20 protein-coding genes and 1 riboswitch are annotated in these 23,616 nt (G+C 70.4%); of the genes, 7 read left to right on the forward strand and 13 right to left on the reverse strand.

What is annotated here, in order from left to right; genetic code table 11:
* Window positions 1-41 precede the first annotated feature (41 nt).
* Together WG898_RS12145 and WG898_RS12150 are read left to right on the forward strand one after the other, a co-directional pair.
* On the forward strand, window positions 42-4,232 hold the full coding sequence (locus tag WG898_RS12145; RefSeq protein ID WP_339603058.1) for an SNF2-related protein: 4,191 nt from the start codon (window positions 42-44) through the stop codon (window positions 4,230-4,232).
* Between the two features lie 24 nt (window positions 4,233-4,256).
* Entirely contained in the window at window positions 4,257-4,547 is a 291-nt protein-coding gene (locus WG898_RS12150; RefSeq protein ID WP_339603059.1) for a hypothetical protein, read from the forward strand.
* 25 nt (window positions 4,548-4,572) lie between these two features.
* Here the strand turns inward: WG898_RS12150 and WG898_RS12155 are convergent, their stop codons facing one another.
* The 3 genes from WG898_RS12155 to WG898_RS12165 are packed head-to-tail and all read right to left on the reverse strand — an operon-like array spanning window position 4,573 to window position 6,531.
* Complete coding sequence (locus tag WG898_RS12155; RefSeq protein ID WP_339603060.1) at window positions 4,573-5,007, reverse strand: response regulator; 435 nt, start codon at window positions 5,005-5,007, stop codon at window positions 4,573-4,575.
* Window positions 5,008-5,047: 40 nt separating this feature from the next.
* The gene (locus tag WG898_RS12160; protein ID WP_339603061.1) at window positions 5,048-5,659 is read right to left on the reverse strand and encodes a GNAT family N-acetyltransferase; all 612 of its coding nucleotides are present in this window, start codon (window positions 5,657-5,659) and stop codon (window positions 5,048-5,050) included.
* Window positions 5,656-6,531 carry a dienelactone hydrolase family protein gene (locus tag WG898_RS12165; RefSeq protein ID WP_339603062.1) on the reverse strand — a complete coding sequence of 292 codons (876 nt, stop codon included), beginning with the start codon at window positions 6,529-6,531 and terminating at the stop codon, window positions 5,656-5,658. The genes WG898_RS12160 and WG898_RS12165 overlap by 4 nt, the downstream gene beginning before the upstream one ends.
* 125 nt (window positions 6,532-6,656) lie before the next feature.
* Here WG898_RS12165 and WG898_RS12170 point away from each other — a divergent pair, with 125 nt between their 5' ends.
* Together WG898_RS12170 and WG898_RS12175 are read left to right on the forward strand one after the other, a co-directional pair.
* Window positions 6,657-7,271, forward strand: a complete 615-nt coding sequence (locus tag WG898_RS12170; protein WP_339603063.1) for a pyridoxamine 5'-phosphate oxidase family protein — start codon at window positions 6,657-6,659, stop codon at window positions 7,269-7,271.
* Between the two features lie 128 nt (window positions 7,272-7,399).
* Window positions 7,400-8,218, forward strand: a complete 819-nt coding sequence (locus WG898_RS12175) for a hypothetical protein (RefSeq protein ID WP_339603064.1) — start codon at window positions 7,400-7,402, stop codon at window positions 8,216-8,218.
* 409 nt (window positions 8,219-8,627) lie between these two features.
* Here WG898_RS12175 and WG898_RS12180 read toward each other — a convergent pair whose 3' ends face one another.
* The 7 genes from WG898_RS12180 to WG898_RS12210 form a co-directional block, all read right to left on the reverse strand.
* Window positions 8,628-9,653, reverse strand: a complete 1,026-nt coding sequence (locus WG898_RS12180; protein ID WP_339603065.1) for a GSU2403 family nucleotidyltransferase fold protein — start codon at window positions 9,651-9,653, stop codon at window positions 8,628-8,630.
* Window positions 9,654-9,766: 113 nt separating this feature from the next.
* Window positions 9,767-10,687, reverse strand: coding sequence for a pseudouridine synthase (locus WG898_RS12185; RefSeq protein ID WP_339603066.1), 921 nt, complete (start codon window positions 10,685-10,687; stop codon window positions 9,767-9,769).
* Window positions 10,687-11,595, reverse strand: a complete 909-nt coding sequence (locus WG898_RS12190; RefSeq protein WP_339603067.1) for a TIGR02285 family protein — start codon at window positions 11,593-11,595, stop codon at window positions 10,687-10,689. The genes WG898_RS12185 and WG898_RS12190 overlap by 1 nt, the downstream gene beginning before the upstream one ends.
* 9 nt (window positions 11,596-11,604) lie before the next feature.
* Window positions 11,605-12,906 carry a UDP-N-acetylglucosamine 1-carboxyvinyltransferase gene (locus WG898_RS12195; RefSeq protein WP_339603068.1) on the reverse strand — a complete coding sequence of 434 codons (1,302 nt, stop codon included), beginning with the start codon at window positions 12,904-12,906 and terminating at the stop codon, window positions 11,605-11,607.
* A gap of 69 nt (window positions 12,907-12,975) precedes the next feature.
* Complete coding sequence (gene trhO, locus WG898_RS12200) at window positions 12,976-13,803, reverse strand: oxygen-dependent tRNA uridine(34) hydroxylase TrhO (protein WP_339603069.1); 828 nt, start codon at window positions 13,801-13,803, stop codon at window positions 12,976-12,978.
* Complete coding sequence (locus WG898_RS12205) at window positions 13,803-15,383, reverse strand: aminotransferase class V-fold PLP-dependent enzyme (protein WP_339603070.1); 1,581 nt, start codon at window positions 15,381-15,383, stop codon at window positions 13,803-13,805. Before WG898_RS12205 ends, trhO begins: the two co-directional genes overlap by 1 nt.
* Window positions 15,384-15,451: 68 nt before the next feature.
* Window positions 15,452-16,129, reverse strand: coding sequence for a PEP-CTERM sorting domain-containing protein (locus WG898_RS12210; RefSeq protein WP_339603071.1), 678 nt, complete (start codon window positions 16,127-16,129; stop codon window positions 15,452-15,454).
* 115 nt (window positions 16,130-16,244) lie between these two features.
* On the opposite strand from WG898_RS12210, the gene asd reads away from it, so the two are divergent.
* On the forward strand, window positions 16,245-17,108 hold the full coding sequence (gene asd / locus WG898_RS12215; RefSeq protein ID WP_339603072.1) for an archaetidylserine decarboxylase: 864 nt from the start codon (window positions 16,245-16,247) through the stop codon (window positions 17,106-17,108).
* On the opposite strand, the gene WG898_RS12220 is transcribed toward asd, so the two are convergent.
* Window positions 17,032-17,970, reverse strand: a complete 939-nt coding sequence (locus tag WG898_RS12220) for a LysR family transcriptional regulator (protein ID WP_339603073.1) — start codon at window positions 17,968-17,970, stop codon at window positions 17,032-17,034. The genes asd and WG898_RS12220 overlap by 77 nt on opposite strands.
* Window positions 17,971-17,985: 15 nt before the next feature.
* Window positions 17,986-18,468: a 6,7-dimethyl-8-ribityllumazine synthase gene (locus tag WG898_RS12225; protein WP_339603074.1), complete on the reverse strand. Its 483-nt coding sequence runs from the start codon at window positions 18,466-18,468 to the stop codon at window positions 17,986-17,988.
* A gap of 110 nt (window positions 18,469-18,578) precedes the next feature.
* Window positions 18,579-18,731, reverse strand: a riboswitch (FMN riboswitch).
* 136 nt (window positions 18,732-18,867) lie between these two features.
* Here WG898_RS12225 and WG898_RS12230 point away from each other — a divergent pair.
* Window positions 18,868-19,878: an aldo/keto reductase gene (locus tag WG898_RS12230; protein WP_339603075.1), complete on the forward strand. Its 1,011-nt coding sequence runs from the start codon at window positions 18,868-18,870 to the stop codon at window positions 19,876-19,878.
* On the opposite strand, the gene WG898_RS12235 is transcribed toward WG898_RS12230, so the two are convergent.
* On the reverse strand, window positions 19,833-22,130 hold the full coding sequence (locus WG898_RS12235) for a putative bifunctional diguanylate cyclase/phosphodiesterase (protein WP_339603076.1): 2,298 nt from the start codon (window positions 22,128-22,130) through the stop codon (window positions 19,833-19,835). The two genes, WG898_RS12230 and WG898_RS12235, sit on opposite strands and share 46 nt — an antisense overlap.
* A 170-nt stretch (window positions 22,131-22,300) precedes the next feature.
* On the opposite strand from WG898_RS12235, the gene WG898_RS12240 reads away from it, so the two are divergent.
* Window positions 22,301-23,614 (forward strand): tryptophan--tRNA ligase, encoded by a 1,314-nt coding sequence (locus tag WG898_RS12240; protein WP_339603077.1) that lies wholly within the window; start codon window positions 22,301-22,303, stop codon window positions 23,612-23,614.
* Window positions 23,615-23,616 lie beyond the last annotated feature (2 nt).

A 23,616-nucleotide genomic window follows, 5' to 3' on the forward strand; every position in this document is an offset into this window, starting at 1 on the left:
CAACTCGCTGGTCGGTACGGGCCGGGCGGCATACTGCCGCCATGTCCCCGCACCCCGACCCCAGCAGCGCCGCCTCTACCGAACCCGAACTGCAAGCCGTCTTCGATGCCCTTTTGCTGATGGGCGGCAGCCGCGGTGCGGCCGGGCTGGCGCTGTGGCTGCAGGCCCAGGGCGAGATCGCCAGCGCCGAGCGCTTCGGCCAGGCGCGCGTGCAGCTGGCGCTGCGCCAGCTGCAGCAGCAGGGCCGCATCCAGCTGCTCGGCGGCCGCGTCTATGGCGTACCGCCGGGGGCGCAGGCCGAGCGCCTGCAGGCGCTCTTGCTGCTGCCCGCGGCGCGCCAGTATTGGCAGCGCCTGCTCTATGTCTACAGCGATGGACAGGTGCATGCGCGCCAGCCCATGCAGTGGATAGGGCTGCGCTCGGCCGACGAGGCGGTGCGCATGCTGCGCCTGTTCATGCATTCGGGCGTGGACCTGGCCGCCTACCAGGCCCAGCTGCGCGGCCCGCTGCTTGAGTTGAGCCATGCGGAGGTGCAGGCCGAGGCGCTCACCGAGCCCTGGATGCCGGACGCGCTGGCGGCGCTGCCGGCCGAGCTGAGCGAGACCCTGCTGCGCCAGACGCTCAAGACCCTGAGCGCCGACGATCCGCGCCGCGGCCAGATCCGCCAATGGCTGCTGCAGCAACAGCAGCTGGCGCAGGCGCCGCAGTCCCTGGGGGCGGAGGCGCGCGCCCAGCTCACCGAAGCCCGCCTGCAGGCGCTGGACCTGGCCGGTGCGCGCGCCCTGCTGCAGGGCGCGCCGGGAGAGTCGAGCGGGCCGGAGGCGGTGCTGGTGCAGGCCGCCGAGCGCCTGGCGCAGGGCGCCTGGGCCGAGGCCGCGGCCCTGTTCGAGCAGGCCCTGAAGGCGCGCCGCCAGGCCAGCGGCCAGCGCCGCGGCCTGCTGGAGCGCGAGCTGGCGCGGCTCTACCTGGTGAGCCTGCTGGCGCAGCCCGAGCCGCTCGCCTGGGCGCAGGCGCGCAAGTTCTGCATCGCCGAATCGGGTTCGCGCAAGCCATCGGCGCATGAATGGTGGGGCTTGTGGGCGCATGCGATCGGCGTGCGCCTGGGCGAGGAGGGCCTGGACGAGCCGGCGCTGGCCTACATCCCTGGGCTGGAGCAGCGCACCCATGCGCTCGACCAGGCCTGCGACCGCCTGCTGCTGGCCGCCTGGCTGGGCCGTCCGCCCGCGCCGGGCTGGACGCTCGCCGCCGCCGCGGCCCTGCTGCAGCGCCTGCAGGCGGCCGAGCAGCATTGGCAGGCCCGCCTGCTGGCGCAGGCGGTGGCGCGGCTGGAGCTTGGCGAGCTGACGACTGAGTTGCGCGTCCATGCGAGCCCCGCCAACTGGCTGGGCGGCCCGCGCGAGGCCTGGCGCGATGCGCTCGCCGCTATCGCCCAGCTGGCCGAGGCCCAGGCGGCGCAGACCGGCATCAGCGAGCTGGCCTGGCAGATCGAACTCGACGCCCAGGGCCGTGTGCAAAACATCCTGCCCTTCGAGCGCAGCCGCGGCGCGCGCGGCCAGCTGAAGCTCAAGCCCGTGACGCTTTCCAAGCTCAAGAAGCAGGGCCAGAGCAGCAGCGCGCGCGACAACGCCGTGCTGCGCCATATCGAGCGCAGCATCTACAGCGCCGCCAACAGCTACGAGCTGGACGTCAGCCAGGCCGCCATCGCCCTGGTCGGGCATCCGGCGCTGATGTTTGCCGATGCCCCCGGCCAATGGGTGGAGCTGGTGGAGGCCCTGCCCGAGCTGGAGGTGCGCCAGGGCGGGGACGGCGCCTACGCCTTCCACATCCACCCGCCCCTGCTGTGCAGCGAGCCGCCCAGGTTGAGCGTTTGGTATGGCAGCCGCCATGAGGCCGAGGTGGAGAAGCGCAACAGCCTGCGTGTGCTGCGCGACGGGCCGGCCCATGCACGGCTGCTGCGCATCAGCCCTACCCAGCGCCGCGTGGCCGAGCTGGTGAACCAGGGCTGGACCGTGCCGGCCAAGGCCGGGGCCGAGCTGGGCGCGGCCCTGCAGGTGCTGAGCGGGCATTTCCAGCTGCACAGCGATGCCGCTGCCGGCCGCGCGGTGGCGGGCGACAGCCGCCTGCGCGCGCGCCTGAGCCCGCTGGGCGAGGGCCTGCAGCTGCAGCTGGTGGCCCAGCCCTTCGGCGGCTTCGGACCCGCGGTCACGCCCGGCGCCGGCCGCGCGCGCCTGTTGTGCATGCACGAGGGCCTGAGCCTGGCGACCGAGCGCGACCTCGCTGCCGAGGCCGAACATCGCCGCGCGGTGCTGGAGGCCATGCCCTTTCTGGACCCCGAGCTGCCGCCCGACCTGCCCTGGCTGCTCAGCGAGCCCGAGGAGGCGCTGCGCGCGGTGGAGCTGCTGCCCGGCCTGCCCGGTATCGCCGCGCTCGACTGGCCCAAGGGAAAACCGCTGCGCGTCACCGCGCTGGCCAGCAGCGGCGTGCGCGTGCAGGTCCACAGCGCGCGCAACTGGCTGGCCCTGCAGGGAGAGGCCCAGCTGGACGAGCAGCGCGTGCTGGGCCTGCAGGAGCTGATGCAGCTGGCGCGCGCCTCGCGCAGCCGCTATGTGCGCCTGGCTGAGGGCGAGTACCTGGCCTTGAGCGAACAGCTGCGCCAGCAGCTGCGCGACCTGGACGCGCTGGCCGTGGCCAAGAAGGAGCAGCTGCAACTGCCGCCCGCCAGTGCCAGCTGGCTGGACGAAACCCTGGCCGAGATGCAGCTGGCCGGCGACGCCCCCTGGCGCGCGCGCATGGACGCGCTGGCCGCCGCCGCCGCGCTGCAGCCCGCCGTGCCGGCTGGCCTGCGTGCCGAGCTGCGGGGCTATCAGGAAGAGGGTTATGCCTGGATGGCGCGCCTGGCGGCGGCCGGCCTGGGCGCCTGCCTGGCCGACGATATGGGCCTGGGCAAGACGGTGCAGACCCTGGCGCTGCTGATCGCGCGCGCCGAGCAGGGCCCGGCCCTGGTGCTGGCGCCCACCTCGGTCTGTGCCAACTGGCTGGCCGAGGGCGAGGTGTTCGCGCCGGGCCTGAAGCTGGCGCTCTACGGCAGCGCGGGCGAACGCGCCGCCCAGATCGCCGCGGCCGGCCCCGGCGATGTGCTGATCGCCTCCTATGCGCTGGCGCAGAACGACGCCGAGCTGTTCGCCGCCAAGGACTGGGCCAGCCTGGTGCTGGACGAGGCCCAGGCGCTCAAGAACGCCGCCACCAAACGTGCCAAGTCGGTGGCCGAGTTCAAGGCCGGCTTCAAGCTCGCGCTCTCGGGCACGCCGGTGGAAAACCGCCTGGCCGATCTCTGGTCCATCATGCAGCTGATCAACCCTGGCCTCTTGGGCACGGCGGCGCAGTTCGCCGAGCGCTTTGCCAACCCGATCGAGAAGCAGCAGGACGCGGCCGCGCGCCAGCGCCTGCGCCGCCTGGTCTCGCCCTTCCTCTTGCGCCGCACCAAGGCCCAGGTGCTGCAAGACCTGCCCCCGCGCACCGAGATCGTCCACCTGGTGCAGCCCGGCAGCGAGGAGCGCAGCTTTCTGGAAGCGCTGCGCCGCGATGCCCAGGCCAGCGTGGCCGCGGCCGCTCAGGCTCAGCAGGGCGGCCCCGCCATCCAGGTGCTGGCCGAACTGATGCGCCTGCGCCGCGCCGCCTGCGACCCGCGCCTGGTGGCGCCCGAGCTGGGCCTGGTGGGCGCCAAGCTGGGCGAGTTCGAGGCTTTGGTGCGCGAGCTGGTGGACGGCGCCCACAAGGCCCTGGTGTTCAGCCAGTTCACCGACTACCTGGGGCTGCTGGCCGAGCGCCTCGACGCGATGGGCGTGCGCTATCAATACCTGGACGGCAGCACGCCCGCGGCGGCGCGCGCCCAGCGCGTGGCGGCCTTCCAGCGCGGCGAGGGCGAGGTCTTCCTGATCAGCCTGAAGGCCGGCGGCTTCGGCCTGAACCTCACCATGGCCGACTATGTGCTGATCGTCGACCCCTGGTGGAATCCCGCCGCCGAGGACCAGGCCATGGGCCGTGCCCACCGCATGGGCCAGCAGCGCCCGGTCACGGTCTATCGTCTGGTCACCGCCGGCTCGGTGGAGGAGCGCATCATCGAGCTGCACCGCGACAAGCGCGGCCTGGCCGAGGGCATTCTGGAGGGGCAGGACGAGGCCAAGGTGCTGGACGCGGCGGCGCTGTCGGCGCTGCTGATGGACAGCGATTAGGGCGGGTGGCAAGATGCCCTCACCATGAGCCAGAGCTACGGCAGCGAGGCGCCCCGCGCGCACAGCAATACCCAGCAGCGCGCACCCGCGCGCTGGCTGGTGGTGATCGAGTCGGGCGGCTATATGGTGGCGCGGCTGTTCCTGGAGAGCCGTGAGCCGGTGGCCGAATTCGATGCCAGCACCGAAGAGACCGGCCACATGATCCAGGGCCTCGCGGCCAGCAAGACCGCCGGCGCACCCGAATGGGACAAGGCCCTGGGCGGCCACAGCGCCGCGGAGCGCGCCGCGGCGGACGTGTATCTGCTACCGGTTTAGCTCTGAGACCGGGGCGCTTCCTTTACTACTCCACCAGGATGCCGCGATGCTTGAGCGTCAGGTGGATCTTGTCGGCCAGGGTTTCCTTGTTGAAGGGCTTGACCACATAGCCGCAGGCGCCGCCCTGGGCGGCGCGGATGATGTCGTCCTTGCGGCCCTCGGCCGTCACCAGCAGCACCGGGATCTTGCGCACCGGGTCCTCGGCGGGCTTGGCCTTGATCGCCTCCAGCAACTGGAAGCCGTTCATCTCCGGCATGTTCACGTCGCTGAGCACGAAGTGGATGGCGTCCCCCGACTCCACCGACAGCTCCAGCTGGCGCAGCGCATCGCGGCCATTCTCGGCCTCCAGGATTTTCCTGAAGCCGATCTCGCGCAGCAGGCCCGAGATGATGCGGCGCATGGTCGAGAAATCGTCCACCACCAGGAAGCTGAACTCTTCGCGTTTGACTGAGGTCACCATGGCAAGACAATCCCGTGCTGGATGAGCAGATCGTAGCGCGTCAGCTGCCGTAGGCGAGCTGCTCGTCCGGCCAGGCGGGGTTGATGAGCGCATAGAGATCATGGTCGCGCCAGGCGCCGTTGATGAACAGATAGCGCTTGCTGTGGCCTTCGTGCGCAAAACCCAGGCGCTCCAACACCCGGCGGCTGCGAAGGTTCTCCGGGCGCACGCCCGCCTGCAGGCGGTGCAGGGCGATGCGCGGGCCGAACACCTCGTCGCGCAGCGCGCTCAGCGCCTCGTGCATCAGGCCCCGGCCCTGAACCTGGGCGCACAGCGAGTAGCCCAGGATGGCGCTCTGGAACGCCGCCCGCGAGACCTGTGAGACCTGGCATTGGCCTATCACCCGCGTGGGCTGCTGCTGGCTGCATATCCACCATCGGTAGGCCGTGCCTTCGTCGAAGGCCAGGCTCGCCTGCTGCATGCGCGCCGCCACCGCCTCGGGCGCATAAAAGCAGGGCGGCGTGGGCGGGTCCCAGGGCGCGAAGTGGGCCTGGTTGCGCAGGTAGAAGTCGCTCACCGCCGCGCTCAGGCCGACGTGCGGCGCGCGCAGCAGCAGGCGCGGGGTGTGCAGTTCGGTGCGTGCGCCGCCCGTCATCATCATCGTCATCATCATTGCAGCTGCGCCTTCAGAAAGGCCAGCAGGCGCTCGCGCGAGGCGGCCAGCGCGGCGGCATTGCCGCCCACATGCACGCCCTGGCCGGGATGCACGCCATTGGGCACGTCCTTGCGCAGCTTGACGGGTGCCTGCGAGTCAAAGCCGTGGTAGGCCCCGGCGTAACTCTCGATGGCGATCTGGGCCGGCGGCGCTGCCACGGCTGCGGCTGCGGCTGCGGCCAGGGCCTCGCAGGGCTGGGCGGGGGTCCAGTCGTCGGCCGCGCCCACCAGCAGCTGCAGTGGCGCACTGGGCTGGTAGCCGCGCCTGAGCTCGGCCTCGCAGCCGGGATAGAAGGCCACCAGCGCGCGCGGCCTGGGCTGCGCCTGCGCCACCTCGGCATGCGCCAGATTGCTGCTGGCCAGCACCGTGCTGCCGCCGTTGGACCAGCCGATCAGCGCCAGCCGGCTGGCATCCACATCCGCGCGCTGCCCCAGCCAGGCGAGCGCGCCCAGCGCATCGAGGCGGCGATTCGCCATCGTTACCGCGCGCGTGCCGATGCGCTGGGTGCAGAGTTCGCGCTCGCCGCGCGTGCTCAGCGAATCTAGCACCAGCACATGCCAGCCCTGCTCGTTCAGCAGGGCGCTGTAGTCGCGCATGCGGCGCGACAACTCGCCGCGGCCGTTGTAGGGCCCGCCGCAACCATGCAGCAGCAGCACGGCCGGCCGGCGGCCGGCGGCTTCGGCGGCATACCAGTGGCCGCTCAGGGGCAGGGCCTGGCCCCGATGCTGCTCCAGGCTGGGCACGGAAACCCTCACGGCGGGGGCGGCCGCGCAGGCGATGGTGGCGGCCGACAGCATGGCCGCGAGCAGTACTTGGTGGATGGCTCTCATGGCGGGCGATTATTCCCCGTCGGCGAGCCCTGCCGGCGGCAGGGCCGCGCTTGGCGAGGCGGCCACGCGGGCACAGAATCGCCAGGCGGGCGCGCTTGCCCGTGCAGCGCGATCGGAGGCGGATGATGAGCACCCCGGCACAGCACCCGATGTTTCACCCCGGCATGCGCCAGTTGCAGGACGCGCGCGACACGCGCGCCATCGCCGACCGCCTGGAGCAGGTCACCCTGCGCAGCGCCTTCAGCGACGAAGACCGCGCCTTCATCCAGCGCTGCGCGATGTTCTTCATCGCCAGCGCCGACGCCGACGGCCACCCCGACTGCTCCTACAAGGGCGGCCTGCCCGGCTTTGTGCGCGTCCTCGACGAGCACACCCTGGCCGTGCCCGATTACGACGGCAACGGCATGTACCGCAGCTGGGGCAATGTGCTGCTGAATCCCCATGTCGGCCTGCTGTTCGTCGACTTCGAAACGCCCAAGCGCCTGCGCGTCAACGGCACGGCGCAGGTGTGCATGGACGATGCCTTGTGCGCCGAATTCCCAGGGGCGGTATTCATGGTGCGCATCACCGCCCAGCGCATTTTTCCCAACTGCCCGCGCTATCTGCACAAGCTGCAATGGCTCGAGCCCTCGGTGTACGCGCCGCGGCCCGGCTACCGCCCGCCGGTGCCGGCGTGGAAGAGTTTTGATGCCTTCCGCGATGCGCTGCCGGCGCGGGATCGGGGGGATGGCAAGGCTTGATTGAACGTTGGCGCTCAGCCCTGTGATGGGCGCTGCGTGGGCGATACTGGTCCTGGGTCTTGGCGCTCGTGCAGAAGGCGCCCAACTTGCAGAATGGCCATCGCACCGACCGACCAGGAATTAGCCAGATGCCCAACGCGCCAGTCCTCAGCGTGCACATGTGCTGTGCTCTGCTGGCTGCAGGCCCGGTCGTGCCTGACGAGCAGCAACAACGACAACAACGCTGCCCCACCGAGCTGCGCGTGGGTGTGCTGGACTACGAGCTGGCGCCGCTGCTGCTGGGCAAGGACAAATCGGCGCCGCCGACCGGCAAGCTGATTGACTGGATACGCCAGGCCGTGGCCCGGAGCGGCTGCACGCCAGGGCTGCAGCTGCAGCGTCTGCCCATCACGCGAGGCCGCGAGCTGCTGCTGCGCAACGAGATCGATATCTGGGGCGTGGCCTTCCCCGGCGCCGAGCTGCTGGCCATCAGCGTGTTGCCGATGCAGCAGGACGGTCGGGTCGACGCGCGGCTGGGTTTTTATCTCTCCAGCTACTCGCTCTACGTGGACGCCCTGAGCTCGCAGCAGATCAGCTGGGACGGCCAGACCCTGCGCGGCCCCGAGGGCCTGCGCGTGGGCGTGGCGCCGGTGCCGGCGCTGCGGGCGGTGGTGAGCGAACGCAACTGGACGCCCGAGAACGGCCTGGACACGCAGAACGTGCTCAACAAGCTGATGCAGGGCCGCAGCGCCGTGGCCATCCTGCCCGACATGCTGATGGCCACCCAGCCCGCCGAGGTGCTGGCCCGCCTGCGCAAGCTCTCACCGCCGGTGCTGACGAGCTGGTATTACTCACCGATCAGCAAGGACCTGTTCGCCCGCCACCCGGCCTTTGTGCGCAGCTTCTGGCTGGAGATGTGCAGGGCGGGACGGGCGGAGCAGAGGAGCGGGGTGGGGTGTAGGGAGTAGGGCCGGGCTGGTGAGTTCCTGAGCCCTGCATGCTTGTCGCGCTTCGCGTGTACTGCCCAAAGGACTTCAAATTTAAGGTCTGACCCCGACGGGCAACCCCGACGGGTGCATGACCCCGACGGGTGCAGACCCCGACGAGTGCATAAGGTCTGACCCCGACGGGTGCAAATTTAAGGTCTGACCCCGACGGGTGACCCCGACGGGCGCGGGCGACGGCGAGGGCGTGACCCCGCCGGCGTGCCGGCGCGGGATCGCGCGCCCAAGGGCGGTGGCTGAAATGCAGCCCGCCGTGGGGCCACAGGTGCTGCACCTCGCCCCCGGCCCGCTGCACCAAGGGCTTGGGGTCAGGCCTCAAATCTTGAGTCAAGACCAGACCCCCTGGCCTGCTCATGCCAGCGCTGCCTCTCGCTCAGCCCGCTAGCGCCGTCGTGTCCAGATCGGGAAACCGCTTGCGCAAAGCTTTCAGCCCTTGTTCGGCCCGGCTGCGCCAGCCAGGCCCACGGCTCAGCAAGTCGTCCCAGGTTTCGCTCAGCAGGTCCGCATCGTGTTCGGCCAGGTACTCGATGAGCGATGCAGCCTGGTCAAGGTCCTTGCCCGCCTTGACGCGCATCTCCTGCGGCCGCTCGCCATAGACCAGCAGCTTGTGCAGGGCGTACTTCTCCGGTGGGGGCGCGTTGACCGTGATGGGGCCGCGCTGGGCCAGCAGGGTCAGCTGGATGGGGGCCTCCATCGAGAACTCCATGAACTTCAAGGGCTGCATGGTGACGTTCAGTGCCTTGATGAGCACGGGCGTATCGCCGCCCCGGTGCAGAGAAGTGACGAAGTCGATCTGCAAATCCTGTTCGTCCGATTTGACATAGGTGGTGAGGCTGGCCACCGGTACAAAGCCCATCTTGAGCGCTTCGATTTCGCTGCCCATGTCCATCGTGACGTCCGAAGGGATGGCCACCGAGACGTTGCGGCCGGCGTGCGCAAAGTCCAGATCCGCCGTCTGCGCCGCAGAGGCCCAACGCACACCGAGGTAGTTCTGGTAGGCCATGTAGACATGTGTTCCCACCAGAATGCCGCCGGCCTGGAAGAAGCCTGCATCCGCCAGGCGCTCGATGATCTTGGCGTGAGAGGGCACGATGGCAGGGCAGCCGGCCGCGATGGCCTGGCGTGTGAGCTGGCGCAGATGCGTTTTCGTCGCATCGTCACCCTGGCGATGCTGGGCTATCAAGGCCGTCAGTTCGTCCGACGCAGACCCCAGAAAGATCTGCTTCTGCTTGCCGGTCAGGTCCGGCATCTGGTAGTACCAGTATTCGCGAGCCTTGATGGTCTTCTTGGAAAAACTGCCAGGCAAGGACGCCACCGAGCGGACGTTTTCCAGCAGGCTGGCACTACGCAAGGAGGCATAGGCAGTCTGCGCAGAAGTGGACAGGGCGGAGTACAACATGGCTGGTTATACTGAGAAAAATTCAGTTCAGTATAACGCCGCATCACTCCGAGATCGCCACGAAGCTCAAGCTCCCAAACCCGCCCCTCCCATCCGCCGCAGCGTACGCCAGGCTAAATCTCAGCAAACGCCAGTTGCCGGCCCGATTCAAAGCGCCGCCGCTGCCCGCTCAAGGGGTCGGTGAATTCGATGCTGCGCGCCAACAGCCGCAGCGGTTCGCGGTAATCGGGCTCGGCCTGCTCGGGCCGCAGCTGGGGGTAGATGCGGTCGCCGCGGATGGGAATGCCCAGTGCGCACATGTGTACGCGCAGCTGGTGTTTCTGGCCGGTGCTGGGGCGCAGCTCGTAGCGGGCCCAGGTCTCGCCCAGGCGTTCGATCAGGGCGATCTCGGTCTCGGCGTTGGGCTCGCCCGGCACCTCCTGCATCTGCATAAAGGCATCGGTGCGCTCCTGCAGCCGGCTGCGGTAGCTCAACGGCAGGTCGAGGTCGGCGCGCCAGGGCGCGATCGCCTCATACACCTTGGTCACGCTGCGCTCGCGGAACAGGCGCTGGTAGGCGTCGCGGCTCTCGGGGCGGATGGCAAAAAGCGTCAGGCCGGCGGTCTCGCGGTCCAGCCGGTGCACCGGCGTGAGCGAGGAGACGCCGGTGCGGCGCTTCAACCGCGTCAGCAGGGTCTGCTGCACATAACGGCCCTTGGGCGTGACCGGCAGGAAATGCGGTTTGTCGGCCACCAGCAGCTCCTCGTCCTGGAACAGGATCTGTTCCTCGAAGGGGATTTCGTGCTCATGGGCGAGCCAGCGCCAGTAGTAGATGCGGCGCCCGGCGCGGTAGGGGGCCTCGGGGGGCAAGACCTGGCCCCGGTCGTCCAGCACCGCGCCGGCCGCCATGCGGGCCTGCCAGTCGCTGCGGCTCACCAGGCTCAGGCGCTCCGCAATGAAATCCAGCAGCAGCGGCCAGGAGCCGGCCGGGCAGGCAAGCGCACTGGCGCTGACGCCCTCGCGCAGAGGCAGGTCCAGCTTGGCCGGCCTGGCCATTACTCGATCTGCGGCCCGGCCTTGGCGCGCTCGTCCATATAGCGGTGGATGCGCTGGCGGTCCGCCTCGTCGAGCTGATCGCCGCGCCAGGCGCCTATCCAGGCCTCGCGGTTGGGGTCCTGTGCCAGCTTGCGCACCGCGGCGTCGATTGCCTCGATCTGCCTGCGGCCCTCGGGATTGCGGCTGCAAGCCACCGTGGCCACCAAGGTGCTGCGCGCCTCAGCCAGCGGAATCTTCACGAGCTCGCCCGACGCATCGTTGACGCGCATGAACTCGTCCACCACCGAGGGGTATTCGAGCGTGTAGTCCATGCGCTGCAGCCGCAGCATCGCCAGCACATACATATTGCGTGCGGCGTTGGCCGTCTTGGGCGCACGGCTGCCCTGGGCCTGCAGGATCGCGTCGATGCGGGGTCCGAAGCTGCGATCACGCCCCAGCAGGCCGGTGAGGTCGTTGCGCTGCAGCAGCTCGGCCAGTTGCAGTGGCTGGGCCATGCCCTCCAGGCGCGGTAGGGTCTCGCGCCGCAGGATCACATGGATCTGGCGCGAAAACAGCGGCGGATGCGTGTGGGTGAAGTAGAGCCAGCTCAGGCGCTCGGGCGTGCGCACATGCAGCACCGAGCAGATCGTCTGGCCCTGGCGCACCAGGGCTTCGAAGCGCGGCAGACTGGCATCGAGAAACTCGTGCTGGTACTGCGGCATGCGTGCGATCAGGAGGCGCAGCATGCCGTCCAGCTCGCCATGGCCCAGGTCGGCGGGCTTTTGCGGCGGGCGGCCGCCCGCGTAGCTGAAGTGCGGGGGCAGGTCTTGCACCAGCCAGCGCACCGTGTCGCCCGCCTGGGCTGGGGCTGCGCCGGCCAGGCATGTGAATGCCAGGGCGCTGAGGGCCTTGCCGATAAGGGCGCGCATGGGCAGGGCTCAGTCCCCCTCTACCCACTCGATGCGCGCGCCCAGCGAGCAGATGTTCTCGACGAAATGCGGATGGGCGCGGCGGATTGGCGCGGCATGGCGTATCACCGAGCGGCCCGGGATGCTGGCCGCCACCATCAGCAGGGCGATCGCCACGCGGATGATGTAGGGGCTTTCCACCTCGGCCGCATGCAGGGGCTTGCCGCCGAAGGTGACCATGCGGTGCGGGTCGGAGAGAAAGGCGTGCGCGCCGAACTTGGAGAGTTCGCTGGTCCAGCCCATCGCGCCGTCGTAGATCTTGTTCCAGAACATCACGCTGCCCTCGGCCTTCACGCCCAGGGCCACGAAGATGGGCAGCAGGTCCACCGGCAGATAGGGCCAGGGCGCGGCCTCGACCTTTTGCAGGATGTTGCGGGTAAACGGTTCCTTGACCTTGAGCGCGCCGGTGGTGATGGCGCGCGACCAGCCGTCCTGGTGTTCGATCTTGACGCCGAACTTGGCAAAGGTGCGGTCGATGAGCGGGAACTGCTCGGGCTGCGAGTTCTTCACCTGCACGTCGCCGCCGGTGATCGCGCCCAGCGCCAGGAAGGTCACGATCTCGTGGAAGTCCTCGGCGAAGGTGAAATCGCCGCCGCCCAGCTTCTCGACGCCTGTGATCGTGAGGCGCGAGGTGCCCAGGCCCTCCAGCTTGGCGCCGAGCATCTGCATGAAGGCGCAGAACTCCTGCACATGCGGCTCGCTGGCCGCGTTCATCAGCGTGGAGCGGCCCTCGGCCAGCGCGGCGCAGAGCACGAAGTTCTCGGTGGTGGTGACCGAGGCGTAATCGGTCCAGTGGTCGTTGGCGCGCAGCCGGCCCGGTACGTTCAGCAGCAGGCCGTCGCTCTGGCGCTCCACCACCGCGCCGAAGCGCTCGAACACCTCCACATGGGGGTCGATCTCGCGCGCGCCCAGGGTGCAGCCCTTCACATCGTCCTCGATGCGCGCCGCGCCGAAGCGTGCCAGCAGGCCGGGCACCAGCATGATGGACGAGCGCATCTCCTCGGGCAGGCGGTCGCGCGTCGGGTCGAAGTGCGTGTCCTTGTGGTGCACGTCCAGGATGCCGGTCTTGAAGTCCACCTGCACCGAGCTGCCGAGGCTGCGGAACACCTCGAGAATCTTCTTGACGTCGGTGATCTCGGTGATGCCGCGCAGCCGCACCGGCTCGGCCGTGAGCAGGGTGGCGCACAGGATGGGCAGGATGGCGTTCTTGTTGGCCGACGGAACGATGCGGCCGGCCAAGGGGGTGCCGCCGTGGACGATGAGGTTGGACATGGGGAGGAGCTGGGGCTGCGGGGCGCTGAGCGGGAAGACTGCGCCGATTATCGGCGCAGCGTCAAATCCTCAGCTGCCCGGGTCCAATCGCCGTGCGCGTGCCAGCCGCCAGGCCTCGGCCGGGTCGCCCTCGAACACCTGCTCGGCGGTGGTGGCGGTTTCGTGCAGCTTGGTGTCGATGGCAATGCGCTTGTCGAACACAAAGCATTCGCCCTGCCAGTCGGCCTCGGCGTCTGGCATGGTCTCGAAGTAGTGGAGGATGCCGCCGTCCAGCTGCGCCACCTTCAGGCCCAGCTCCTGCTGCATCCAGCCGCCCATCTTCTCGCAGCGTATGCCGCCGGTGCAGTACATGGCCACGGTCTTGCCGGAGCGCTTCCATGCATCGGCATGGGCCTGCACATAGGCCGGGAAGTCGCGGAAATGGCGCACGCCGGGGTCGATCGCACCCTCGAAGCGGCCCAGCCGCCACTCGAAGCTGTTGCGGTTGTCGATCAGCACCACGTCATCGCGGCGCATCAGCGCGCGCCATTGCTGCGGCGAGACATGGGTGTCGGGCAGGTCGGCCAGGCCGCTCACGCCGGGCAGGCCAAAGGCCACCAGCTCGGGTTTGACATGCACCTTCAGCAGGGTGAAGGGCGAACGTTCGCAGGGGTTGTGCTTGAAGTGCATGCCGGCAAAGGCGCCGGCAAACACCGGGTCGCTTTGCAAGGCCTGCTCGAAGGCCTGCATCTCGGCCGGTTTTGCACTCACCGCGGCGCTGATGCCCTCCTGGGCGACCAGGATGTTGCCGCCTAGGGTCGTGCCCAGCTCGCGCAGGCGCTGGGCTACGCGCTCCGGCTCGGCCAGTGGCACGAAGCGGTAGAAGGAGTTGTGGAGGTAGTTAGCGTCGGCAGTCATCACACGTAAAGCGCCGCATCGAAGCTGGGCTCGGGGCGTGGCCACAGGGCCAGGCCGCCGGCCAGGGTCCAGACCTCGGCATGGCCGGCACGCGCCAGCGCCAGCGCGGCCTGGGCACTGCGGTTGCCGCTGCGGCAAAAGCACACCAGGGCGGCATCGGTCGGCAGGCCCCATTGCGCGGGCGGCTCGCCCAGCAGGCGCGAGAGCGGCATCGCCTGCACCCTTGTGCCTGCCTCGAAGCAGGGGGCCTGGCTGAGGCGCTGCTCGTAGAGCTCGCGCACGTCCAGCAACAGGGTGTCGGGCCGGGCCGCCAGCAGCTCGCTCAAGGCCTTGGGGTCGAGCACAGGCGGGGCCTCGCCGGCACCGGCGGGGGCCTGGGCCGTCGGCGGCGCGGCCGCATCGGCCTCGCGGCTCACGCGCAGGGCCTCGCCGCAGGCGCGGATGCGCGCGCAGGCCTCGGCAATGAAGGCCTCGTCCACCACCGGCCCGAAGGACATGCGTATCGCCGCCGCGCATTGCCATGCCGGCAGACCCATGGCCTCCAGCACGAAGCTGGGCGCGGCCTTGGCGGCGCTGCAGGCCGAGCCGCCGCTGACGCGCACGTCGGCGGCATCGAACAGGTCCAGCAGCAGCTTGGAGGGGGTGCCGGGCACGGCAAAGTTGAGCGTGGTGGGCAGGCTGGTTTCCAGCGGCGCGTTCAGCACCAGCGCCGGAAAGGCGGCGCGCAAGGCTTCCAGCAGGCGCAGGCGGAAGCCCTGCAGGGTGGCGCCGTCGCGCAAGGTCTGACCCTCCTCCAGCGCGGCCAGCACCGCGCCCAGCGCGGCAATGCCCGACATATTCTCGGTACCCGAGCGCAGGCTGCCCTCCTGGCCGCCGCCGGCGATCAGCGGCGTGAACGGTGCGCCCTCGCGCACATAGAGCAGGCCTATGCCCTTGGGCGCATAGAGCTTGTGGCCCGAGAAGGGCGCGTAGTCGATACCCAGGGCCTGCAGGCGCAGGTCCAGCTTGCCCAGGCCCTGCACGCCGTCCACCATCCAGTAGCCGCTGCGGTCCTGCAGGGCCGCAGCAATGCCGTCGAGGTCGCTGATCACTCCGGTCTCGTTGTTGGCGGCCATGGTGCAGACCAGACCGGCGCGCGGCGCATGGGCGCGCAGCCAGGCCAGGTCATGGCGGCCGTCGCTGCCCACCGGAATCGCCTGCAGTGTGCAGCCCAGGTCCAGCAGCTCGTTCCAATGCCTCAGCGCCTCGGGCACGGCCTTGTGTTCGGTGGCACCAAACAGCAGCAGCGCGCCCACCGCCTCGCCACCCGCGGCGCGGCGCTGGCGCAGCGCGTGCAGGGCCGAGAGCACGGCGGTCTGTATGCCCTCGGTGGCGCCACTGACGAACAGCAGCTGCCCGCTCTGCACTCCCAGCACGCGCCGGGCGCGCTCACGCGTGGCGTCCATCAGCGCGCGCGCCTTCAGGCCGGTGCTGTGCACGCTGCTGGGGTTGCCGAAATCCTCCGCCATGGCCGCCAGCGCGGCCTGGCGGGCTTGTGCCAGCACGGGCGTGGTGGCGTTGGCGTCGAGGTAGATGTCCATGGGCAGGGCGCGGGCGTGGCAGCAAGGGCGCAATGGTAATGCGCCCGGCCCCGCCCGGGCACTGCGCTTCAGCGCGGCCGGCGCTGCCGGGCCAGGGCGCCCACGCCGGCCAGGCCGGCCAGCAACAGCAGCCAGCTTTGCGGCTCGGGCACCGCCGCCGCGCTGACCTCGAAGTCCAGCCGGCCCAGGCCCACGCTATAGGCCGAGTCCTGCCATTCGATCACCCAGCCATGGCTGGACGCGGCCACGGCGAAGCTGAGCAGGGTGGCGGTGTTGGAATTGGCGTCGCCGGCCGTCACCCCGTCCTGCAGCAGGGTCTGCGCACCGCCGATTTCGTATACATGCACCTGTGTGCCAAGGCTGCTGTTCTGCCAGGCGCCCAGCGCGAAGCCGTTCAGCTTGACCTGGTAGCCGGGCAGGGCCTGCAGCGTGATGCTGGCATGCGAGCCCGCGTCCTCGCTGCCGGCGTAGACGGCGCCGGGCAGGTCGTTGTAGCCGTCCTTCCACCAGCTCAGGCTCCAGCCGTCCGGGGTGCTGAGGTCGCGGTATTCGATGTGCAGGCCGGCCTGGTCGCCGAAGCCCTGCAGCACCGGCCCGCCCGAGCCGGGGTCGCAGTCTGCGCCCGGTCCGGCGCCGAACCAATCCGAGGCGCATCCCGCCGCGCCATCGAAGTTGAGCACCGTGGCGCCGGCACTGGCGCAAAGGCCGAGCAGCAGGCTGGCGAGCGAGGTCTTCATCATCGTCATGGAGCGACTCCCGTGGACCGAAGGGCCGGCCCAGTCTATGCATCTGGCGCGCCGCGTCCAGCCCCCAGTTTGAAGCCGCCACCTACAATCCCGCAGCCCTCACCGACCTGACCCCATGAGCCTTGCCACCCGCCTCGCCGTTGTGCCCCAGTATTTGCTGCCCAAGCAGGCCCTGACGCGGCTGGCGGGGGCGTTTGCACGTGCCCGGCTGGGCGGCCTCACCACCTGGGCGATCCGCCGCTTCGTGGCGCGCTACCAGGTCAATATGGCCGAGGCCGACCGGCCCCGGCCCGAGAGCTATGAGAGCTTCAACGAGTTCTTCACGCGTCCGCTCAAGCTGGGTGCAAGACCGATCGCCCAGGCCGAGCTGGTGTGCCCGGTGGACGGCTCGATCAGCCAGTTCGGCGCCATCCAGGGCGCACAGATCTTCCAGGCCAAGGGCCACCAGTTCAGCACCACCGCCCTGGTGGGCGGCGATGCCCAGCTGGCCGCGCAGTTCCAGGACGGGGTGTTCGCCAACCTCTACCTGAGCCCGCGCGACTACCACCGCATCCACATGCCCTGCGCCGGCCGGCTCACGCGCATGATCCACGTGCCGGGCGAGCTGTTCTCGGTGAACCCGACCACCGCCGCCGGCGTGCCGGGTCTGTTCGCGCGCAACGAGCGCGTGGTGTGCGTGTTCGAGAGCACCAAGGGCCCCTTCGTGCTGGTGCTGGTAGGCGCCACCATCGTCGGCTCGATGGCCACCACCTGGCATGGCGTGGTCAATCCGCCGCGCCCCGGCCATCTGCGCGAATGGTTCTATGAGGACCAGCGCATCGACCTCGCCCAGGGCGAGGAGATGGGCCGCTTCCTGCTCGGCTCCACCGTGGTGATGCTGTTCCCCAAGGGGCCGCTGGCCTTCAACCCGGCCTGGCGGCCGGGCGGCGCGGTGCGCCTGGGCGAGGTGATGGCGACGGCGCAGGCAGCATCGAAATAAAGGCGCGCAGCGCCGGGCTGGTCTGGCGCCGGCCCGGGTAGTAGAGGGCAAAACCTGTCCCCGCGGGGCACCAGTCGCCCAGCAGCTGCAGCAGCTGCCCGCTGGCCAGGTAGGCGCGCGCCGCGGCCTCGTAGACATAGGCGTAGCCGATGCCGTCCAGCGCGGCGGCCAGGGCCACGCTCTGGTCGTCCACCGTCAATGCGCCCGCCGGGCTGATCGCCAGGCGCTCGGCGCCGCGCTCGAACTCCCAGCGGAACAGCGCGCCGCTGGCAAAGCGCTGGCGTATGCAGGCCTGCGGCGGCAGCTCGCCGGGGTGCGCGGGGGCCGCGCCCCGGGCCAGCAGGGCCGGCGCGGCCACCACCACGAAGCGCTGGGCGCCGCCCAGCGGCACCGCCACCATGTCCTTGGGCAGGCGCTCGGCGAAGCGCACGCCGGCATCGAAGCCCTCGGCCACGATGTCCACCAGCGCGTCCTGGGTGCACAGCTCGACCTGCACGCCCGGATGCGCCGCCACGAAGCGCGCCACGATGGGCGTGAGCAGCAGGCGCGCGGCGCTGCGCGGCACCGAAAGGCGCAGCGTGCCGTTGAGCTCGTCGCGCAGCGCGCCCAGGCCGGTGAAGCTGGCCGCCAGGCTTTGCAGCGCCGGCCGCACCTGCTCCAGCAACTGCTGGCCGGCCGCGCTGAGCGCCACGCTGCGGGTGCTGCGCAGCAGCAGCGGCACGCCCAGCTGGGCCTCCAGGCGGCGCAGCGCCTGGCTCACCGCCGAGGGGCTGAGCCCGAGCTTGAGCGCCGCGCGCCGGTAGCTGAGGGCCTCGGCCACCGCCACAAAGATGCGCAATTGCTGGAGTTCGGGTTCGGCCATGGCGGCATTGTGGCGTCAGCGCAGCAGGGCCTCCAGCTGGCCGAAGGCGCGCAGCGTCTGCAGGCAGGCCTGCGCCACCTCCTGGCCCTTGGTCACGAAATGCGCGGCGAAGTAGCGCTGGTGCTCCTCATGCTCGTGGAAGTGGTGCGGCGTCAGCACCGCCGAGAACACCGGCACACCGCTGTCCAGTTGCACGCGCATCAGGCCGTCGATGACGGCGCCGGCCACGAACTCATGGCGGTAGATGCCGCCGTTCACCACCAGGCCGCAGGCGATGATGGCCTGGTAGTGGCCCGAGCGTGCCAGGCGCTGGGCATGCAGAGGGATTTCGAAGGCGCCGGGCACCTCGAACTCGTCGACATGGTCGGCCGGATGGCCCTGGGCCTGCAGCTCGGCCCTGAGCGCCCGGCGCGCCTGGCCGACGATGTCGCGATGCCAGCCGGCGCTGATGACGGCGATGCGCGGGGTGGCTGATGTGGAAGTGGAAAGCTGATTCATGTGAACCTCGATGGGTTGAAGACAGGAATCAGGGCAAGCACGCAAACGCGCGGCGGCGCCGGGCCTGGCGCGCGCCATGAGCATGGCCAAGCCCGGCGTTCGCCGCGCACTCGCGTTCTCTTTCATCCGGACTGTGACCGTCGGCCCTGGCATCGCACCAGGTCTGCTGACCCCGCGGCCGGGCGGCCGCGGGCGCTCGCGGGCTCATGCGCTTGCGCGCATATACCGCCGGTGGGGAATTCCGCCCCGCCCTGAGAACGCTGCCGGCCCTTGCGAACCGGCGTTGCGATTCTAGGGGGCGCTGTGAAGCGCCACTGCACAGCGCGTGCAGTGCGGCGAGGCTGGCGCGCGGGCCCGCCGGCATCGATGATGCAGCTCGCCAAACAAGGAGCTACGAGCATGAACAACAGGACCACGAGAACCCTTGCGGGTCGACCACTGCCCGCCATCGGCCTGGGCTGCATGGGCATGAGCGAGTTCTATGGCGCCAGCGACGAGGCCGAATCGCTCGCCACCCTGCATGCGGCGCGCGAGCTGGGGCTGCGCCATTTCGACACCGCCGATACCTATGGCGCCGGCCACAACGAGCAGCTGCTGGGCCGCTTCCTGGCGCAGCTGAGCCCGGCGCAGCGCAGCGAGCTGCTGGTCGCCAGCAAGTTCGGCATCCAGCGCCCGCCCGGCACGCTGGAGCGCCATATCGACAACTCGCCCGCCTATATCCGCGCCGCCTGCGAGGCCTCGCTGCAGCGCCTGGGCGTGGAGCAGATCGGCCTCTACTACGTGCACCGGCGCGACCCGGCGGTGCCCATCGAGCTGGTGATGCAGACCCTGGCGGCGCTGAAGACCGAGGGCAAGATCGGCGCCATCGGGCTCTCCGAGGTGAGCGCCGAGACGCTGCGGCGCGCCCATGCGGTGCATCCGGTGGCGGCGCTGCAGAGCGAGTATTCGCTCTGGGAGCGCGGCGCCGAGGCGGCGATGCTGGCGCTCACGGCCGAGCTGGGCTGCGCCTTCGTGGCCTACAGCCCCTTGGGCCGCGCCCTGCTCACCGCCGCCCTGCCGGCCACGCAAGACCTGGCACCGAACGACTTCCGCCGCGCCCTGCCGCGCTTCAACGGCGAGGCCGGCGAGCGCAACCGCGCCCTGGCCGGGCAGCTGGCCGCGCTGGCGGCCGACTGGGGCTGCAGTGCCGCCCAGCTGGCGCTGGCCTGGGTGCTCAACAAGCAGCCGCATGCCCATGTGATCCCGGGCACGCGGCGGCGCCAGCATCTGCGCAGCAACTGGGAGGCGGCGCAGCTGGTGCTCACCGCGGCGCAGCTGCAGGCCCTGGACCAGCTGTTCGCGCCCGGCGTGGTGGCGGGCGAACGCTATGCCGAGCTGGGCTGGGTGGGCATCGAGTCGGCGCGCAGCTGAGCCAGCAGGGCCCCGGCCGCCGCCGCGCCGAGCGGCCGGCCGAGGTGAAAGCCCTGCAGCTGGGTGCAGCCCAGCGCCTCCAGGGCCTGCGCCTGCTCTTCCGTCTCCACCCCTTCGGCAACGATCTCCAGCCCGAGCGAATGGCCCAGCGCGCAGGTGGCGCGCAGCACCGCCGCGGCGTCGGCGCGCGGCAGCGGTTCCACCATGCTGCGGTCCAGCTTCATGGTGCTGATGGGCAGCTTGCGCAACATCGTCAGCGAGCTCTGGCCGGTGCCGAAATCGTCCAGCGAGCACAGCACGCCGGCGCGCTTGAGCTGCTCCAGCTGCGGCAGCACATGGCCCAGGTGGCCGATCGCGGCGGTTTCGGTGATCTCGATCTCGATCGCCGCATGCGGCAGGCCTGCCTGGTCCAGCATGCGCAAGACCTGATTCGCAAAGTCAGCGTCCTCGAACTGCAGCGGCGAGACGTTCACCGCCACCGTTGGCACGTCCGCGCAGGCGGCATGCCAGTCGCGCAGCTGGGCGATGGCGCTCTGCAGGATCAGCTCGCCCAGGGCCTTGATCTGGCCGGTGCGTTCGGCCGCGGGCACGAACTCGGCCGGGCTGACGCGCGTGCCGTCGGGCCGTTGCCAGCGCGCCAGCGCCTCGAAGCCGCACAGCCGGCGCGTGCCGGCGCGGAACTTGGGCTGGTATTCCAGCATGATCTCGCCCGCCTGGATGGCCCGGGCCAGCGCCTGCTCGGCCTGCAGGCGTGCGCGCGCGGCGCGGTTCATGCCCTTGTCGAAGAACACATAGGAATTGCCCGCCAGGGCTTTGGCGCGGTGCATGGCCGCGTCGGCGGCGCGCAGCAGGCTGGGGGCATCGCGGCCGTCCTGCGGGTAGAGCGCCACGCCGGACGAGAGGTGCACGAACAAGACCTGACCCCCGACGCTGAAGGGCTGCTCCAGCAGCGCCAGCATGCGTTCCACCTCGCGCTGCGCACCGGCGGCGTCGGCCATGCCCTCCAGCAGCACGATGAACTGGTCTTCGCCCAGGCGCGCCAGCAAGGCCTGGGCCGGCAGCTCGCGGCAGATACGCTCGCCCAGCGCGCGCAGCAGCTCGTCGCCCAGCTCATGGCCCAGGGTCTCGTTGATGAGCTGGAAGCGGTCCACATCGGCCGAGATGAGGGCGAAGGGATCGCTGCGGGCGGTCAGGCGCTGCAGCTGCTCGACGGCGAAATTGCGGTTCGGCAGGCCGGTGAGCTCGTCGTGCAGGGCCTGGCGGCGCAGTGCCTGGAGGGCCTGCTGGCGTGCGCTGTCGTCGATCATGGCCAGCAGTTCGGCCGGTGCGCCGTCCCATTCGATCTGGCTGGACAGGCCGCGCACATGCAGGGTGCGGCCGTCGTGCGAGAGCCGCGGCCCCTCCCACTCGATACGCGCGTCGGCGCGTGCCAGCACCTGGGCATGGCGCTGTGCGGCCGCCGCCTGCAGATCCACGGGCACCAGCTCGCGCAACAGATCGGCGCGCTGCGCCTGGCCCAGCTCGGCATAGCCGAAGATCGCCAGCGCGGCGCGGTTGGCATAGAGCAGCCGATGCTCGCGCAGCACCGCCAGGCCCTGCAGCGAATGCTCGGCCAGGCGGCGAAAGCGCTCGGCCTGTTCGCGCACCTCGCGGTGCGCGCGCGCCACCGACAGCAGGATCAGCCCCAGGCTCAGCAGCGTCTGCACCGTCAGCCCCAAGGCATGGGTGAGGTGCGCGCGGCTGAGCGGGTCCAGCACCGGGCCGATCGCGTGCACGCCGCCGGAGGCCAGCAGCGACAGGCCCACCAGGCGTTCACCCCGGCTGCGGGCGCCCAGGCCGATCCAGGCCGCACAGAGCCAGGTGCCGGCGGCCAGGATGACGGCGGCCGCCAGCACCGCGTAACTGAGCTGCACGCGTGACAGGCCGGCGATCAGCAGCATCGCCAGGCCCAGTGCCGCGGTCCAGCGCCGCCGCGGCCAGGGCAGGTCGCGGTAGGCGCGCGCGCCGGCCATCAGCAGGTAGAGCGAGGCCATCACGGCCAGCGAGGCTCCAAAGGCCTGGGCATCGCCGCGCGGGCCATGCAGGTCCTCGGGCACCAGGGCGATGCCCAGCGCCAGCCCCACGCCCAGCAGCACGGCACTCCAGCCCCACAGGCGCACATACAGGTAGCGCTTGTCGATCCGCCAGAGCAGCAACAGGGTCACGCCCATCGCCACCTGCATGCAGGAGCTGATCAGAATCAGACTGTCCATCCGGGGCCCTCGCCATCAACCCTCGCTTGTCGCGCCGCTGCTTTGGCGGCGCGCTCGGCCTTATCCTAGGCCATGCGCATGCCCGCCGGGGCAAGAACTGACCCCACCGAAAGGGGGAGGGCTTTGCCGCGACAATAGCGGCCAAGCCCGAACCTCACCGCATTCCTACCATGACCCAGCGCGTCCTGACCGGCATCACCACCACCGGCACCCTGCATCTCGGCAACTTCGTTGGCGCGGTGCGCCCGGCCATCGCCGCCAGCCGCGAGCCCGGTGTGGAGAGCTTTTTCTTCATGGCCGACTACCACGCCCTCATCAAGTGCGACGAGCCCGACCGCATCGAGGCCTCGCGCCTGCAGATCGCCGCCACCTGGCTGGCCGCCGGCCTGGATACCTCGCGCGTGGTGTTCTACCGCCAGAGCGACATTCCCGAGATTCCCGAGCTGACCTGGCTGCTGACCTGCGTCACCTCCAAGGGCCAGATGAACCGGGCGCATGCCTACAAGGGCGCGGTGGACGCCAATGTGGCGGCCGGCGAGGACCCCGACGCCGGCATCACCATGGGCCTGTACAGCTACCCGATCCTGATGGCGGCCGACATCCTGATGTTCAACGCGCACCGCGTGCCGGTGGGCAAGGACCAGGTCCAGCACATCGAGATGGCGCGCGACGTCGCACAGCGCTTCAACCATCTGTTCGGCCAAGGCAAGGAATTCTTCGTGCTGCCCGAGGCCAATGTGGAGGCCGACATGGCCCTGCTGCCCGGCCTCGACGGCCGCAAGATGAGCAAGAGCTACGACAACGTGATCCCGCTCTTCGAGGGTGGCGCCAAGGCGATGCGCGAGGCGGTGGCGCGCATCGTCACCGATTCCAAGCTGCCCGGCGAGCCCAAGGATGCCGACAATTCGCACCTGGTGACGATTTACGACGCCTTTGCCACGCCGGCGCAGCGCGCCGCCTTCCGGGCCGAGTTGCGCGCCGGCCTGGGCTGGGGCGATGCCAAGCAGCGTCTGGTGGAGCTGATCGAGGCCGAGATCGGCCCGATGCGCGAGCGCTACGAGGCGCTGATGGCGCATCCCGAACGCATCGAGGCGATCCTGCAGGAGGGCGCCGCCAAGGCGCGCGCCCTCGCCGCGCCGCTGCTGGCCCAGCTGCGCGAGGCCGTGGGCCTGCGCCGCTTCCAGCCGCTCAAGGCGGCCGCCGCCGCGCCCGCCGCCAAGTCCAAGCCGGCCCTGCCGGTGTTCAAGCAGTACCGCGAGGCCGACGGCAAGTTCTACTTCAAGCTCGCCAGCGCCGAGGGTCAGGTCTTGCTGCAGAGCCAGGGCTTCGAGCAAGGCCGCGAGGCCGGCCAGTGGGTGGCGCGCCTGAAGCGCGAGGGCGCGGCAGCGCTGGCCGAGGCGCCGGTGCAGCGCGGCGAGGGCGTCAGCGCCGAGCAGCTGGCGGAGGCCCTTGCGGCCCTGCTGGCGGCCGAGCAGGCGGGCTGAGA

The sequence above is a fragment of the Paucibacter soli genome (assembly GCF_037482845.1).
In the GTDB taxonomy this organism is placed as follows: domain Bacteria; phylum Pseudomonadota; class Gammaproteobacteria; order Burkholderiales; family Burkholderiaceae_C; genus Paucibacter_B; species Paucibacter_B soli.